The organism is Dyadobacter chenwenxiniae, assembly GCF_022869785.1.
GTDB lineage: Bacteria > Bacteroidota > Bacteroidia > Cytophagales > Spirosomataceae > Dyadobacter > Dyadobacter chenwenxiniae.
The window spans coordinates 5,358,731-5,374,735 of the sequence record NZ_CP094997.1 but is presented as its reverse complement, the minus strand read 5'-3'; the positions used below and the strand labels follow the sequence as shown (position 1 = coordinate 5,374,735).

Here is a 16,005-nt window from a genome sequence, read left to right as displayed (position 1 = left end):
AATTAAAAACATAAAACCATGAGCACATTAGTAAAAACCCATTTCGCAAATCCATCTTACGTAAACGGATTTTTTGGCAAAGACCTTTTTAATGAACTTGCAAATCCAGCATTTTCCGGCAGCGTTCCAGCTGTAAATGTTGTTGAAAGCAAAGAAGGTTTTAGAATTGAAGTGGCCGCCCCCGGCTTGCAGAAATCGGATTTCAAATTGAATCTGGAAAAAAATCAGTTGACCATTTCCGCACAAAAAGAGCAGAAGGAAGAAGACGCTAACGAAAAATACACACGCAGGGAGTTCAAATACTCCTCCTTCCAACGCACCTTCACATTACCAAACTCAGTGGACGGAGACAAAATCGAAGCCACTTATAACGAAGGCGTGTTAAGCATTGCATTGCCAAAACGTGAAGAAGCAAAAGAAAAACCTGCTCGCACAATTGACATCGCTTAATCCAGGCTAACAACTCAAAAAGGCGTTATTATTTATAATAGCGCCTTTTTTGTGAACAAAGATTTGAATAAATTGTTAGTTGAATTGGCAGGATATTTTAGAAGAAGACAAATAGAATATCTTTGTTAAATTATGTTAAATGAGGCGTCTGCGGGAATAAATTAGTAATTGCATTGCGTTATTTATTTACAAAAATATAACCCCAACAAATGTATATGAAAACAAATTGGAAAGGTTTAGTGTTGGTTGGGTTGATTTCAAGCGCATCAACTCTTGCCGGCTTTAAGCTATTAGGTGATAACAATGGTACAGATGTAATTTTCAAAGAGGCTCCGGCCGAGTCGATTACACGTTTCACTTCTACCGGGACACCGGTGGGGGCTCCCGGGGATTTTGTTTATGCCGCTGAGGCTACAACACCAACGGTTGTCCATATTAAATCTACAATGACGCGCCAGGCATCTCGTGGTGGCGGTCAGCAAATTCCTGATATTTTTCGGGATTTCTTTGGTGACGAATTTGAAGGCGGCTCGCGCGGCCCTCAGTCACAAGAGGCGTCCGGTTCAGGTGTGATTATTTCGGCTGATGGTTATATCGTAACCAACAACCACGTTGTTGAAGGTGCTCAAGAATTGGAAGTTACATTGCATAACAAAGGAAAGTTCAGAGCAAAAGTGATCGGAACTGACCCATCTACGGATATTGCTGTGATCAAAATTGAAGCAAAAGATTTGCCAGCAGTAACATTAGGCAATTCCGACGCAGTGAAAGTAGGAGAGTGGGTTGTGGCTGTGGGTAACCCTTTCAACCTTGAATCGACTGTAACGGCTGGGATTGTAAGTGCAAAAGGACGTGGATTGGGCATCATCGGTCAATCAAGACGTGGCGGTGGCGTAACGCCTACATCAGCAGCTTCTGTGGATTCTCCGCTTGAATCATTTATCCAAACGGACGCAGTTGTAAACCCTGGAAACAGTGGTGGTGCATTGGTTAACCTGAAAGGTGAATTGATCGGGATTAATACCGCGATTGCCAGCCCAACGGGAAGTTTTGCAGGTTATGCATTCGCGGTGCCTTCTAGCATTGTGAAGAAGGTTTCGAGTGATTTGATCAAATTCGGTAATGTACAACGTGGTTATTTGGGAATTGCCCTTGATGACCTGGACAGCAGAAAAGCCGAAGAATATGGTGTGAAAGTGAACGACGGTGTTTATGTGCGTGAATTCACAGAAAACAGTGCTGCAAAAGCAGGTGGTGTAAATAAAGGCGACGTGATCGTAAAAGTGGACGGTGTGAACATTCACTCAATCCCTGAATTGCAACAATCGATCGGCTTGCACAAACCTGGCGATAAAGTGAATTTGACTGTTAACCGTGACGGAAAAGAAAAAGAATTGGATATCACATTGCGTAACCGCACAGGTGGTTCTGACATTCTGAAACGTGACGAGTCAGCGGCAATCATGAATGCTTTGGGTGCACAATTTGGCAACCTGAGCGACCAGGAAAAACAACGTTTGTCTCGTTACAAACTGGATGGCGGTGTGAAAGTGGTTTCTATCGACGGCGGCAAGTTTGCCCGTTCACAAGTGGAAGAAGGTTTTATCATTACCAAAGTAAATGGTAAGCCCGTGCGTACAGTGAAAGAATTCCAGGCTGCAATCGCTGGCAAGGAAGAATCGATGGTGCAGTTTGAAGGTCTTTACCCGGACGCGCCATACGACGTTTATTCATTCGGATTCCGTTTGTAATATATATAAGGTTCAAAAAAGAAACCGGCTGTTACGTTTATCGTAGCAGCCGGTTTTCTTTTTGTTTTATTCCAAAAATCTTAAAGCATGAATTTCAGCTTCACCACTTCTTTCTCACTTAGAAATCTCCATTTTCCACGCGGAAGATCTTTCTTGTTTAATCCCGCAAACACGGTGCGGTCCAGCTTTTGAACTTCGTAACCTAAATGTTCAAACATTCGGCGAACAATGCGGTTACGGCCACTGTGAATTTCAAGTCCTACCACCATGGCATCGGGCGTTACAATGCCGACTTCGTCAGGGCGAATGAAACCGTCTTCCAGCTCTAATCCGTGTTGCAGCTTTTCGAAATCTTCGGTTGTAATTGGCTTATCCAATTCAGCCTGATAGATTTTTTTGATTCCGCCTGACGGGTGTGTGAGCTTTACGGCCAACTCGCCATCATTCGTCAAAAGCAACAAACCTGTCGTATTTCTGTCCAAACGACCCACCGGGTAAACACGCTCAGCACATGCTCCCTGAATCAGGTCAAGCACAGTTTTACGCTCTTCCGGATCGTCGGTTGTAGTAATGTAATCCTTTGGTTTATTGATTAATATATAAACCATTTTCTCCGGGTTCAACGCCTTTTTACCGTATTTCACAACGTCCGCAGGCATTACTTTATAACCCATTTCTGTAATCGTTTTACCATTCACAGAAATTTGTCCCGATGCAATCAGATCATCCGCCTCGCGACGCGAGCAAATTCCTGCATTGGAAATGTATCGATTCAGACGAATGAGGGCAGATTCTTCTTTCTCTTTCTTCTTAGGCGCATTCTTCTTTTCGTAGCTGGAAAGATTGTAGCGCGGCGCACTTTCAAAACGGCCCACTCTTCTATCTAACCCGCTGCGATCTTCGGCTTGTTCTGCGCTTTCATTCTGGGCGGATTTTTCAAAATCACGCTCTACATGCGCGGTTTCATCTTTTTTTTTAAATTCTGGCTTACCGTCTCTGCTGGGACGGCCAAAAGAACGCTCAGCTGATGGTCGTGAATCACGGCTTCCACCGTCACGCGCAGGTCTTTCAGTACGAGGTTTGAATTCTCTGTCACCAGTTGGTCTTTCAGCACGCGGCTTAAATTCTCTGTCGCCCGTTGGTCTTTCGCCTTCGCGTCTTTCAAAACGTGGTTTGAATTCTCTGTCGCCAGTTGGTCTTTCTCTTTGTCCAGATTCTTCTCTTGAACGGAATGGACGGGAATCGCCGGATTGTGCAGGACGGTCGTCGCCTCTATTTTCAAAACGTGGCCTGTCGCCTTCGCGTGCTGGTCTTTCGAAGCGTGGTTTAAATTCTCTGTCGCCAGATGGCCGTTCTCTTTGTCCGAAATCTTTTTTATCAGCCGGACTGCGGAAACCGCCTTCCTTTTTTGGATATCCTGGCTTATCACTGCGAGGCTTGTCGAAGCCAGCTTTGAATGATGGCTTGTCGAAACGTGGTTTATCAAAACGCGGCTTATCGAAGCCGGTTCTATCGCTGGATCCTTTTTCGTGGTCGAAGCTGGGACGTGCTTTTTGGCCGGCGTTGTCTCCGTTGCCGGAAGCAACGCGGAAGCTTGACTTTTTAATGCTGGGTTTGCTGAAGCGGCTTTCTGCTTCCGGGCGGGCTTTCTTGAATGGGTGGCCTGCGCCGTCGTTGGATTTGCGGAAAGTTTTTTGTCCGCCGGTCGAAGGTTGCGACGCTCTTGGCGCCTTCGACGGTGTTGATGTTCTTTTTCTCATTAGGAATGCAGTATCACTACTGGAATTTTGTTCCTCTTACTATTTGCCGTGTACTAATCAGGCGGTTTTTTGGTATTTGCGAAATTGCCACTAAAACCGGCTAATCAACGTATCTGATGATCAGAGTACTAAGTGTTTTATTTAAGACTGCAAAGATACAGGAAATTTTTAAGTAAATATTTTCCCTTCGGTTTATGCCATTTTTCGTAACCGAACGTTTATTAGTACTATTGGTTAAATGCGCCACAAACGCCTTTTTCCACGACCTAACCTTCACCTATAAAGATTTCAATATGTCTACTGATATCCAGCCTCAACCGCTATGGAAACCAGGGAGAGCCCTTTTGGAGCAATCCAATCTTAAAAAATACATGGATTGGCTTTTTGTGAAAAGAGGCCTTTATTTCCGCTCTTATCAGGACCTCTGGGATTGGTCTGTGACGGATCTGGAAGATTTTTGGGAGAGTTTGTGGCTCTACTTCAATATAAAATCGCATGACCTTTACTTGGAAGTTTTGCAGCGGCCAAAGCATGGAATGATCGGCACAAAATGGTTTACGCGTTCCAAACTCAACTACGCCGAACATATTTTCAGAAATAAAACAAAAGACCGTCCAGCCATTATTTTCCAATCGGAGCAAACCGGATTAACCGAAATCTCCTGGGAAACGCTTGAAACGGAAGTGGCTGCTGTGGCTGCCTGGCTCAAACAACGTGGCGTGCGACCGGGGGATCGCGTAGCAGCCGTTTTGCCTAATATCCCACAGGCAATAGTTGCGTTTCTTGCAACCAATGCTGTGGGCGCCGTGTGGTCGTCCTGTTCACCGGATTTTGGTAAAACAGCCATTACAGACCGTTTTTCACAGATAGAACCCAAGGTGCTTTTTGTAACTGATGGCTATGTTTATAACGGTAAGACGTACGACATTACATCATTTGCGCAGGAACTGTCATTCACCTTACCAAGTGTGAAAGACACGGTTTTAATTAATAACATTAATACAGAAAACCGTGCGGATAGGCTTACTTCCTGGGAAGATATTCTGCATCTTCAGAACTTCGGACTTGATTTCGAGCCGCTCTCCTTCGATCATCCGATCTGGATTCTTTACTCATCGGGAACCACTGCAAAACCGAAGGCAATTACGCACAGTGTGGGCGGTTGCATTATAGAGCATCATAAAGCATTGATCCTGCATCAGAATGTAAAACCGGGCGACCGTTATTTCTGGTATTCGACCACAGGCTGGATGATGTGGAATTATGCATTGGGTTCGCTACTGTGCGGCGCGACGCTGGTGCTGTATGATGGCGCGCCTGCGTTTCCTTCCTCGCAGGTTCTCTGGACTTTGGCGGAAAAAGCGAAAATAACGCACTTTGGAAGCGGCGCAGCTTATTTTATTGCGTCCATGAAAGCAGGCGTAAGCATTACTTCTGAAAGCCTGAATGCTTTGGAAACGATCGGCTCCACAGGCTCACCGCTGCCTCCGGAGGCTTATGAATGGATTTATAAATATGTAAAAAAAGACGTTTGGCTTATTTCGCTCAGTGGCGGAACGGATGTATGCAGTGCTTTCGTAGGCGGCTGCCCAATCTTGCCCGTTTATTCCGGGGAAATTCAATGTCGGATGCTCGGCTGCCGGATTGAGGCTTATAGTGAAGATGGAAAGCCATTGATCGACGAATTAGGCGAAATGGTGATCACGCAGCCTATGCCCTCTATGCCCATTTACTTCTGGAATGATGAAGATGATGAAAAATATCTGAACAGCTATTTTGAAATGTATCCCAATATCTGGCGTCACGGTGATTGGATCAAGGTTACGGACCGAAATTCGGTGATCATTTACGGCCGGTCCGATGCGACGTTAAATAGAGGAGGAGTGAGGATTGGAACTGCTGAAATTTACCGTGCCGTTGAGCGTATTCCCGAGGTGAAGGACAGCCTGGCGGTATATCTTGAAAAAGAAAACGGGGATGGCACCATCTCGTTATTTGTCGTTTTAAGCAAGGACAAAACCTTGACGGACGAACTAAAACAACGCATTAAAGATGTTTTGCGCAACGAATACAGTCCGCGGCACGTGCCGGATACGATTGAGCAGGTGAATGACATTCCCTATACGATCAACGGCAAAAAAATGGAGGCACCTATGAAGCGAATTTTGATGGGGCAAGATCCGGCCAAGTGCATTAATCCCGAACTAATGCGCAATCCGGAGTCCTTAAAGGCGTTTGTCTGACGGCCGGAGCTGGGCTAATATCTTAGAAATCACCTGAGATCCATTTGCTTTAGGCAACCAAAATTGCTTACTTCACGTTAGGAAAATGTGCCCGCTGCAACCGGCATTCGTACAACGCTTTCAAATAATTTATTGGCATGAATCAACAAAAATCTCCTAATCCGATTCATAATTCCCGCTCTGTGGTTCGCCTGCCTATCATAATAGCCATTACATTGGCTGCCGGCGTGCTGTTGGGAAGCACTTTCTTTAGCGGCGGCCGTAAGCTTTCGGACGTAGCCAAAGGTTATGCCAAATATCGCGAGGTGCTCATGCTCGTCGAGAATAACTATGTAGATTCGGTTAATACGGAGGAGCTTGTAGATTTTTCTATCTCTAAAATGCTCGAAAAACTGGATCCTCATACAGCCTATTTTAACACCGATGAAGCAACGGCTGCCAGGTCGCAACTGGATTCGGGGTTTGATGGTATCGGCGTGGAATTTAACATATACAATGACACCGTTTATGTGGTTACACCATTGAGCGGAGGCCCTTCGGAAGCTGCGGGAATCCAGAGCGGTGACCGCATTATTTCGGTTAATAAAGAAAACTTATCTGGTCCCGGTGTTACTAATGCGCAGGTTTATAAGCTGTTACGTGGAAAAAGGGGCACTAAGGTCGATTTGGCGATTGAAAGAGTCGGGTTAAATGAGAAAATGAACTTTGCAGTCGTTCGCGATCGTATTCCCACCTATTCTGTGGACGCATCCTATATGGTCGATCAGGAGATTGGATACATTAAGGTGAGCCGTTTCTCAGAAACTACTTATGACGAATTCAAATCAGCCTTAAAGACATTGAAAGCAAATGGGTTGAAAAACCTGATTCTTGATCTGCGCGGCAATCCGGGCGGCTATATGGAGCGTGCAACAAGCATGGCGGATGAATTCATTGCGGGCGACAAGCTTTTAGTCTATACGGAAGGGAAAGACAGTCGTTTTGACAGAAAAACACGGTCGCACATTGACGGTTTGTTTGAACAAGGACCGCTGATTGTGCTTGTAGACGAAGGCAGTGCATCTGCTTCGGAAATTTTAGCAGGCGCATTGCAGGACCATGATCGTGCGCTGGTTGTCGGCAGAAGGTCTTATGGAAAGGGTTTGGTTCAGATGCCGATCAAGCTTTCCGACGCATCCGAACTTCGCCTGACCATTTCACGCTATTTCACGCCAAGCGGCCGAAGCATTCAAAAACCTTATGAGCTTGGAAAAGGAGAGGATTATAGCCAGGATTTATCACATCGTTACGAAAGCGGCGAGTTATTTAATGTTGATAGCATTAAGTTTGATAAGTCCAAAGTCTACAAAACAGATGGCGGCCGGGTGGTTTATGGCGGTGGCGGCATTACACCGGATATTTTTGTCCCAAAAGATACATTGGAAAACAGCAAGTATTTATTTGAATTGTATTCCAAAAACATCATCCGCGAATATGCGCTTCGCTATGCCAATGACAATCAGAAAAAGCTTGAAAAACAGTCATTTAACGACTTTTTAACCTCGTTCCAAATCACGGATGCCATGCTTGCGGAGATGGTTAAGGATGCTTCCAAAGCTGGAATCAAGCCGAATGAAAAAGAGTTGAATCTTTCAAAAGCCGTTATAACTTCGCAGACCAAAGCCATTATTGGCCGATATGTCTGGGGCAGAAAACAGAAAAACGGGCTTAACAATGAAATTTTCCAGGTATTGAACCCGACGGATAACGTTTATCAGCAAGCCGTTCAGCTTTTTAGTCAGGCTGCGCAACTGGAAAAAGGGAAGTTCAGCAGTATGAACATTCCAAAAAACAAAAAGTGAGCGTCTCAGGATGCTCACATCCATTGACGAATTTAGATTTATAATGTCTCGAATTGCATTGATCACCGGAGCAACATCTGGAATTGGAAGGGCAACTGCAGAGTTATTTGCAGGCGCCGGAATTGATCTCATCCTTTGCGGCCGTCGCCAGGATCGTTTGGATGAAATTTCTGCTGAATTGTCTGCAAAAGTAAATGTTACCACACTTGTTTTTGATGTGCGTGATAAAGGCGCAGTGATCGCTATGATCGGATCATTGCCGGATGATTGGAAAAATATTGACATTCTGGTTAATAACGCTGGAAATGCGCATGGAATGGGATCATTGGATGAAGGCGACACGGACGATTGGGATGCAATGATCGATGGAAATGTGAAAGGCCTGCTTTACGTTTCGAAGGCCGTGATTCCGCTAATGCTTCAAAAAGGAGCGGGGCACATTGTCAATATCAGCTCCATTGCAGGAAAGCAAACTTATGTTAATGGTGCTGTATACTGCGCGTCCAAAGCGGCAGTCGAAGTTCTAAGTGAAGGCATGCGTCTGGAACTGACGCAGCATGGCATTAAGGTGACAAATGTTGCTCCCGGCGCTGTAGAGACCGAATTTTCACTTGTTCGTTTCAAAGGAGATGAAAACCGGGCTGAAAAAGTGTACGAAGGATTCGATCCGTTGCAGGCTTCTGACATTGCCGATGCCATTCTCTATGCGGTGAATGCGCCAAGCAGGGTTACCATCGCCGACATTACAATTTTAGCTGGTGCGCAATCTGCCGCAACGACAATACACCGGAAATAAGCATGAAATCCATTGAACAAGACCCCATTGCTGCCGACTCAACAGCAGCAATAAGCACTTCGCAAACGGTTTTCCCTATTTTACTTGCGTTGAGCTTTTGTCATTTACTTAATGACACCATGCAGTCGTTGATCCCCTCCATTTATCCGATGGTGAAGGAGTCCTTTCAACTGAATTTTACGCAAATCGGGCTGATAACGTTCACATTCCAGGTGAGCGCTTCGGTTCTGCAGCCTGTGGTGGGTGCTTTTACAGACAAGCGGCCGCAGCCTTTTGCTTTGGCTGTGGGAATGTGTTTTACATTGCTTGGACTAATTTCTTTGTCACTTGCAAACAGCTTTAATCTTGTTTTACTTTCGGTTGGATTGATCGGCGTTGGTTCTGCGGTTTTTCATCCTGAGGCATCCCGCGTGGCCCGTATGGCTTCCGGTGGCAAGCATGGCATGGCGCAGTCGCTGTTTCAGGTTGGAGGCAATGCAGGCAGTTCGCTAGGGCCTTTGCTGGCGGCACTGATCCTGTTGCCGTATGGACGTTTTCAGGTTATCTGGTTTTCGCTGGTTGCGCTCCTGGCGATCGTTATTTTATCGTGGGTCGGCGGCTGGTATAAACGCAGTCTGGAAGTGGTTGTTGCTAAAAAATCAGCTGCTAAGGCAACTAACGCATCTCATCTTTCGAGTGGAAAGATCACCTTTGCCATTGCCATATTGCTGCTTTTGATTTTTTCAAAATACATTTATATGGCCAGCATTTCCAGTTATTTTACTTTTTATCTGATTGATAAATTTGGCGTTTCCATTCAGAATTCACAGATCTATCTTTTTGCCTTCTTGTTTGCTGTTGCTGCGGGAACATTTATAGGAGGTCCGGTTGGTGACAGAATTGGAAGAAAATATGTGATCTGGATCTCAATATTGGGCGCAGCTCCGTTCGCATTGCTGCTTCCTTATGTGAATTTGTTCTGGACGGGCGTTTTGAGCTGCATAATCGGGCTTATTCTTTCCTCGGCATTTTCAGCAATTTTGGTTTACGCACAAGAACTTATCCCGGGAAAAGTGGGAATGATCGCCGGTCTGTTTTTCGGCTTTGCTTTCGGTATTGCGGGAATCGGCTCAGCCATTTTGGGTAGCGTTGCCGACAAAACCAGCATCGAATACGTCTTCTGGATTTGCTCGTTTTTACCGCTTATTGGGCTGTTAACAGGATTCCTGCCGAATTTGGAGAAGAGTAGAGCTTAGCTTGTAGAGCCAAAAATTCTTTTAGGTTGTGAACAGGCGAAGCTTTATCTGAAAACTTGTGCAATTGTTTATAGGCCTTTACTTGAGTCAGTAACGCTATCCTCAATGCTGATATTTACTCTAGCTTTTAGGAGATAAGTATGCGCATGATTCAAAAACAACGCGCATAACTATTAACAATTCTCTGCAATCCTCAAAATCAGATTCGGATCAGGGCAGAGATTCAAATAGTGCTCCTGATCCTGAATGCTGCTTACACCTGGAAAATCGCCTTTATAATCCCCTATATTTCCAATGATCTGGAAATGCAGATGCGTGGGCCAGTCGCCGTTTTCTGGATAGCAACCTATGGTTGCAAATTTTTCGTTAGCTGCAATGCTTTTGCCTACAAATAAATCTTCAAGTGATTCTAATGACAAATGTCCGTATAGCGTACAGAATGTGAGATTATCCAACGTGTGGGCGAGGATGATTGTCGGGCCGTAGTCGCCGTAATGATTGTTGAATGCGAAGCCGTGTACTTTTGCATTTAAGGGTGCGTAAATGGGTTCTCCGGCTTCAGCCCAAATGTCTGTGCCGAGGTGAATGCTTCTTGGTTGTTCGTCTTCGTTGTTGAAATGTTTCCGCTGGCGGTAAATAATCCGGTTTTCACCATAGCCACCAATTCCTGCGAATGTGTTTCCTGCAAGCATTTCATCAAATACAAACTTTGAAAAAACGGAAGTTTCAGATAAGTCACGACTTGTCAAAGCTTGATTTGAAGCTGAAAAGTCAAGTTTTTTAAATGGCTTGGCACTTTGGATTATGGGTGCAAATTCTTCGTGCTTTTCGAGAATTTCTTGAAGTTTTGACATTGTTTGGTTGGTAAAGTAGACTTGCTAAGTCTTTAAGACTTGGCAAGTCTCGCTTCTAACTTGCCAAGTCAGGCAGTTCCTAAAATCACTTCGGGTCCAGCGCCATCTTAATCCGTTGCAAAACATCCTGTAAGTGATATTTCGTGATTTTATCTGTTGATTTCGCGATAGCAGGCTGCAATGCTGTTTTTAAATTTTCCAAATGCGCCCTTGCGACAGACGGTAAATCCGTTTTTTCAAGTTCAACAACTCTTGTAGAAAAACCGTAAGTAACACCCACCGGAACGGAAAGGACATTGGCTTTGCCGGGCTTCAAAAGATCTACCAACTTTTCAATATACACTTTTTGGAGATTTCTGCGATGCAGGTCAATACTTTTGCCGGTTTTCGTTTCCGACCAAATGCCGCTTTCCAAATCCGTGAAAAGATCGTCCAGCGTGTAGTTTTTGCCAGAAATTCCTGTTTCCATTAACCTGACCGCACGGTCGCCTGCGAAGAGCGTGGTTAATGCATATTCCTGCAAGGCTTTTATCGCTTCAACACCAGTTTCGGGTTTGATTTTATTTAAAATATTTTGGTCCAATAACCAGGTCGGCGTTTTAAATAACTGATTATTCAAAAATGCAACTGCCTCTTTCTGAGTTGTTTTTGGAACAGTTTCAAAAGTGGAACCTTCCATATCATAGGTCGTCGGATTATCATAAATCCCACCCACATTCTTCATCACATGCCCGAGATAGCGGCGATATTGCTGGATCACATTGCTATAAATTTCGTCCAGCTCTTTATAACTTTCCCCGTCCTCCCGGCTCCATTCGATGAGGTTTGGTAAAATCCGTTTCAAGTTTTTAATGCCGTATTCCGAAGCTTTCATGGCATTATCACTCAAATCCTCAGTCTGATAACGTGGGTCGTACGGGCTGATTTCGGTTCCAAAATGCAGGCGGGAATCCTTATAAGCTTCTTTGGTCATCGCATTTAAAAGCTGTTTTTCAGCCTTTACATCTTTGGCATCTATGAAATTGCTGTAACCCCACTGGATCGCCCATTTGTCATAATCCCCAATCCTCGGAAATAAATTGGTAATGCTGTCTTCGGGCTGAGCAACGTAATTAAACCGCGCATAATCCATGATGGAGGCGGTGTGACCATGTTTTTCAATCCACTCCTTGTCACGCAGCTTTTCAACCGGCGTTGCCGAACTGGCGCCCATGTTATGCCTCAATCCCAATGTATGACCGATTTCATGAGAAGAGACAAAGCGCACAAGCTGGCCCATGAGCTCGTCATCAAACTTTTTTGCGCGCGCCTTCGGATCCACGGCTCCTGCCTGGATAATATACCAGTTGCGCAGTAAACGCATGACATTGTGATACCAGCCAATATGACTTTCCAGGATTTCGCCGCTCCTCGGATCATGCACATTAGGTCCATAAGCATTCTGGATATCGGCAGCGAAGTAACGAATCACCGAGTAACGCGCATCTTCAAGGCTCATAGTCGTATCATTCTCAGGCCAGTACTCTCCTCGGATCGCATTTTTCCAGCCTGCTTTTTCAAATGCTTCCTGCCAGTCGTCCACACCGGCTTTTAAATATTTGCGCCATTTTTCAGGGGTGGCGGGATCAATGTAGTAGACGATTGGTTTTTTAGGTTCAATCAGTTCACCGTTTTGCTGCCGTTTTGCATCCTCTGCATGCTTCGGCTCCAAGCGCCATCTTACCGCAAAAACTTCTGTATCAGAGCGCTGCGATTCTTCACCAAAAATGGCATATTGATTTGCAAAATAACCCACCCGACTATCAAAAATCCTTTTCCGCATGGGCTTTTCAGGCAGCAGGATTAACGAAGTGTTCATTTCCATGGTCACAACGCCGGCATCGAGTCCGGAGGGCAAATACTGACCGATGGATGGGGTAGGAGAAGTAGAAAGCAGTTGCGGCGTTACGGAAAAAGTTTTAACCGTACGGATTTCTGTATTGATTGGAAAAGACCTGATTTTCTCAATATAAGACGCTTCCTTTTTGAAAGAACTCAATTTCAAGAGCTGCTTACTAACCGAGCTTAGCGAAAACACCTGGTTATCAGCATTAAAGAAATCAGTCACATCAATAACAGATGATTTTGCATCAGGCTCTTTTCGAACAGCCTTTATTTCAAAGACTCCAATGATCGGATCTGAATTCGAATTTTTTACCGCCTGGAAAATAGGCTTAGTGCTATCCGGGCTTGCTACAACCACCGTTACAGAGCGCAACAACAGGTTGTGATCCATTCCTTTTTCCCAGCGGATCATTTGCCGGTTAACTTCCTCACCTCCAAAAATGCCCCCGCCGGCGGCCGTCTTTGCATAACGTGTAACGGCCATAATGTCTTTATCCAGGAGAGAATCGGGGATTTCAAAATACCACTTGTCGTCCATTTTATGAACGGAAATCATGCCTTTCTGGCTCACAGCGCTGGTGTCGATCAGGTCTTTGAAAGCTTTGGGGCCTTTTTTTCGGTCGTCTTTGAGTTTCTCTTTTACCGCTGTGGCTACTGCGTCCACTGCTTTGTCAATTTTAACGTCTTCCTGTTTTTCTTTTTTCTTCTTTTTTTGTGCGTAAGTGGTTGTGGTAAACAGGAATGCGATTCCTGCAAGGAGGAAATAACGAATTAATCTCATAGAGTTGGTTTATGTTTTTGCTTGCTTACAAAAATAGAAGTTTGCCTGACAGGACGTATAAATAATTCGCTACGGCTTACGCAAATTCGGACAAGACTTATTTAGATAAAAGATCAGCGACGACCCCTTCTTTCAAGGCATAGCTTGAAATCTGTATCTCCTTGATTCCATAGCTTTTAAGAACATAATCAATGAGGCAAACTGCCACCACGATCATATCGACGCGCAGCTCAATCATGCCCGGAATCTGCATTCTGTCGTTGTGATTTCCGGAAAGAATGAGCGCATAGGCCCGATAAAATTCTTCGAGTGGCAATGGAAAATCCGTCTGGCTTTTGGGCGGCCAGCTATTGAGGCGAAAGTGGAAATCCATGTCCACCAATGTATCAAATGTTCCCGACGAGCCTACGAGTTTTTCCGGAGAATATTGATGCACTGCGTTCGCTAGCGGAATCAGGCTTTCTTCAAAATAATTGTAAAGATTTTTTCTGTCGCCCTGTGACAGCGGATCATTGCGCATGAATTTTTCCATCAACCGCTGCCCGCCGATCTCAAAACTTTGCTTCCAAAAGATTTGTGACTTGTTACCAATGATAAATTCGACACTCCCGCCGCCTATATCCATGATTAATGATGGCCTGTCACCAATGTCCGCACCGTGGCGAACGCCTTTATAAATATATTCGGCTTCACGATTCCCATCAATGACAGTGATAATAATGCCTGTTTTGGAAAGGATTTCTGCACAAAAATCCGCCTGGTTTTCTGCGTTCCGGATTGCGCTGGTGCCAAAAGCGAAAGTGTTCGCATCAAGAACATTATACTCGTCCAGCTTTTCCCGAAAATAAGTCAGGACGGTCAGCGCGCGCTGCAAGGCTTCTTGTGTAATGATCTTTTTGTTGATTCCTCCCAATCCGATCCGGGCCGGCCTGCTTTCATGAAATATATTGATGACCGCATCTCCGTTTTTATCCACAATGAGCAGGTGAAAAGTGTTTGTTCCTAAATCAATTATTCCCAGTCGCGAGCTCATATCGGGCGTTTAATCTGTTAAAAGCTTTTTCCTCAATGCAATGATCACAAAAATAACCTAATAATAATGACTTATTTCTTGATTTTGTGTTTGATAAAGCTTTTCTTTGCAGTCCGATTTCAGAAACCAATTCAAAGAACATTACAATTTATAAGCATGCTTATCATAAACATTAAAGACAACGAATCGATTGACCGCGCTCTTAAGCGTTACAAGAAGAAATTTGAAAGAACTGGTACAATGCGCCAGCTTCGTGCTCGTACTGCTTTCGAAAAACCATCTGTAAGACGTCGTTTCGAAGTTTTGCGTGCCGTTTACAAAGAAAAAACTTACGGTCATTTAGAAGACTAGTTCCTTAGGAATGGTGTTCTGAAAGATTTCGACAGGATTATTATATCCATATCATACGCAAAAAAGGGCTGCTTGTTAAAGGCAGCCCTTTTTTGTATGTTGCTGATATGATTACGCAATTCATTGATTTTCTAAAATTCGAAAAACGCGCCAGCGTCCATACGATTAAATCATACACGACCGATCTGGACCAGTTTCAGAAATATCTGTTGTTTCAGTATGAGCTGGATAAACCCCAGGAAGCAAAAGCTCCCATGCTTCGGTCATGGGTTGTCAGTTTGATGGAAGAGAATATGAACCCATCTTCGATCAATCGTAAAATAGCCTCATTGCGCACGTTTTATGGGTTTTTGAAGAGGAAAAATATGGTTTCCCAGGATCCTACCAAGATTCTCTCCGCATTAAAGACACGTAAAAAACTTCCTGCTTTTGTGGAAGAAAAATCCATGGAAATGCTTTTCCAGCCAGATACTTTCACGGACGATTTTGAGGGAGTTCGTGACCGCACCATTATGGAACTGCTTTATGGAAGCGGAATCCGGCTTGCAGAGTTGGTTTCTCTTGAAACAAATGACCTGAATCTTCCTGCAAGGACCATTCGTGTTTTTGGTAAAAGGTCAAAGGAGCGCGTAGTCCCTATTTCCACTTCTCTTGCCAATTTACTTTTTCAATATTTATCACTGCGGGCACCCGGGGAGGAAACTAATGTTTTAATTTTAACAAATTCAGGCAAAGCAGTTTATCCGGTTTTTGTGCAGCGAACTGTTGGGAAATATTTATCCGCCGTAACGACATTGGCGCAAAAAAGTCCGCACGTGTTACGCCATACATACGCAACGCATCTGCTCAATCGCGGAGCGGACCTGAATGCAATTAAGGAGCTTTTGGGCCACGCAAGTCTGGCCGCTACGCAGATCTACACGCACAACTCCATTGAAAAGCTTAAAAAAACGCATCAACAAGCCCATCCAAAAGCCTGAAACCCATTTTTTAGAAGTATATTTGCCATAATTGCAGTTTCCAGAA

12 protein-coding genes are annotated in these 16,005 nt (G+C 44.5%); 8 read left to right on the top strand and 4 right to left on the bottom strand.

The features are described 5' to 3' along the window. Nucleotides 1–18 precede the first annotated feature (18 nt). A complete protein-coding gene (locus MUK70_RS22970; RefSeq protein WP_234603425.1) occupies nt 19–450 on the top strand; it encodes an Hsp20/alpha crystallin family protein in 432 nt (143 codons plus the stop codon). Nucleotides 451–665: 215 nt separating this feature from the next. Continuing rightward, on the top strand, nt 666–2,201 hold the full coding sequence (locus MUK70_RS22965) for a Do family serine endopeptidase (protein ID WP_234603424.1): 1,536 nt from the start codon (nt 666–668) through the stop codon (nt 2,199–2,201). An 80-nt stretch (nt 2,202–2,281) separates the two neighbouring features. Here the strand turns inward: MUK70_RS22965 and MUK70_RS22960 are convergent, their stop codons facing one another. Next, the gene (locus MUK70_RS22960) at nt 2,282–3,961 is read right to left on the bottom strand and encodes a pseudouridine synthase (protein ID WP_234655292.1); all 1,680 of its coding nucleotides are present in this window, start codon (nt 3,959–3,961) and stop codon (nt 2,282–2,284) included. Between the two features lie 293 nt (nt 3,962–4,254). Between MUK70_RS22960 and MUK70_RS22955 the strand changes: the two genes are divergently transcribed. The 4 genes from MUK70_RS22955 (at nt 4,255) to MUK70_RS22940 (ending at nt 10,076) form a co-directional block, all read left to right on the top strand. Continuing rightward, nucleotides 4,255–6,204, top strand: coding sequence for an acetoacetate--CoA ligase (locus MUK70_RS22955; RefSeq protein WP_234655291.1), 1,950 nt, complete (start codon nt 4,255–4,257; stop codon nt 6,202–6,204). 137 nt (nt 6,205–6,341) lie between these two features. Next, nucleotides 6,342–8,045, top strand: coding sequence for a S41 family peptidase (locus tag MUK70_RS22950; RefSeq protein WP_234603420.1), 1,704 nt, complete (start codon nt 6,342–6,344; stop codon nt 8,043–8,045). Between the two features lie 43 nt (nt 8,046–8,088). Beyond that, complete coding sequence (locus tag MUK70_RS22945) at nt 8,089–8,841, top strand: SDR family NAD(P)-dependent oxidoreductase (protein WP_234655290.1); 753 nt, start codon at nt 8,089–8,091, stop codon at nt 8,839–8,841. Between the two features lie 2 nt (nt 8,842–8,843). After that, a complete protein-coding gene (locus MUK70_RS22940) occupies nt 8,844–10,076 on the top strand; it encodes an MFS transporter (RefSeq protein ID WP_234655289.1) in 1,233 nt (410 codons plus the stop codon). 173 nt (nt 10,077–10,249) lie between these two features. On the opposite strand, the gene MUK70_RS22935 is transcribed toward MUK70_RS22940, so the two are convergent. From MUK70_RS22935 to MUK70_RS22925, 3 genes are all read right to left on the bottom strand, one after another. Then, complete coding sequence (locus MUK70_RS22935) at nt 10,250–10,930, bottom strand: peptidoglycan DD-metalloendopeptidase family protein (protein WP_234655288.1); 681 nt, start codon at nt 10,928–10,930, stop codon at nt 10,250–10,252. Between the two features lie 85 nt (nt 10,931–11,015). Continuing rightward, on the bottom strand, nt 11,016–13,595 hold the full coding sequence (locus MUK70_RS22930) for a zinc-dependent metalloprotease (RefSeq protein ID WP_234655287.1): 2,580 nt from the start codon (nt 13,593–13,595) through the stop codon (nt 11,016–11,018). 97 nt (nt 13,596–13,692) lie between these two features. Beyond that, nucleotides 13,693–14,628 carry a Ppx/GppA phosphatase family protein gene (locus tag MUK70_RS22925; protein WP_234655286.1) on the bottom strand — a complete coding sequence of 312 codons (936 nt, stop codon included), beginning with the start codon at nt 14,626–14,628 and terminating at the stop codon, nt 13,693–13,695. Between the two features lie 156 nt (nt 14,629–14,784). Between MUK70_RS22925 and rpsU the strand changes: the two genes are divergently transcribed. Together rpsU and MUK70_RS22915 are read left to right on the top strand one after the other, a co-directional pair. Next, nucleotides 14,785–14,979, top strand: coding sequence for a 30S ribosomal protein S21 (rpsU, locus tag MUK70_RS22920; protein ID WP_026629542.1), 195 nt, complete (start codon nt 14,785–14,787; stop codon nt 14,977–14,979). Nucleotides 14,980–15,086: 107 nt separating this feature from the next. Then, a complete protein-coding gene (locus tag MUK70_RS22915; RefSeq protein WP_234655285.1) occupies nt 15,087–15,959 on the top strand; it encodes a tyrosine-type recombinase/integrase in 873 nt (290 codons plus the stop codon). Nucleotides 15,960–16,005: the final 46 nt, after the last annotated feature.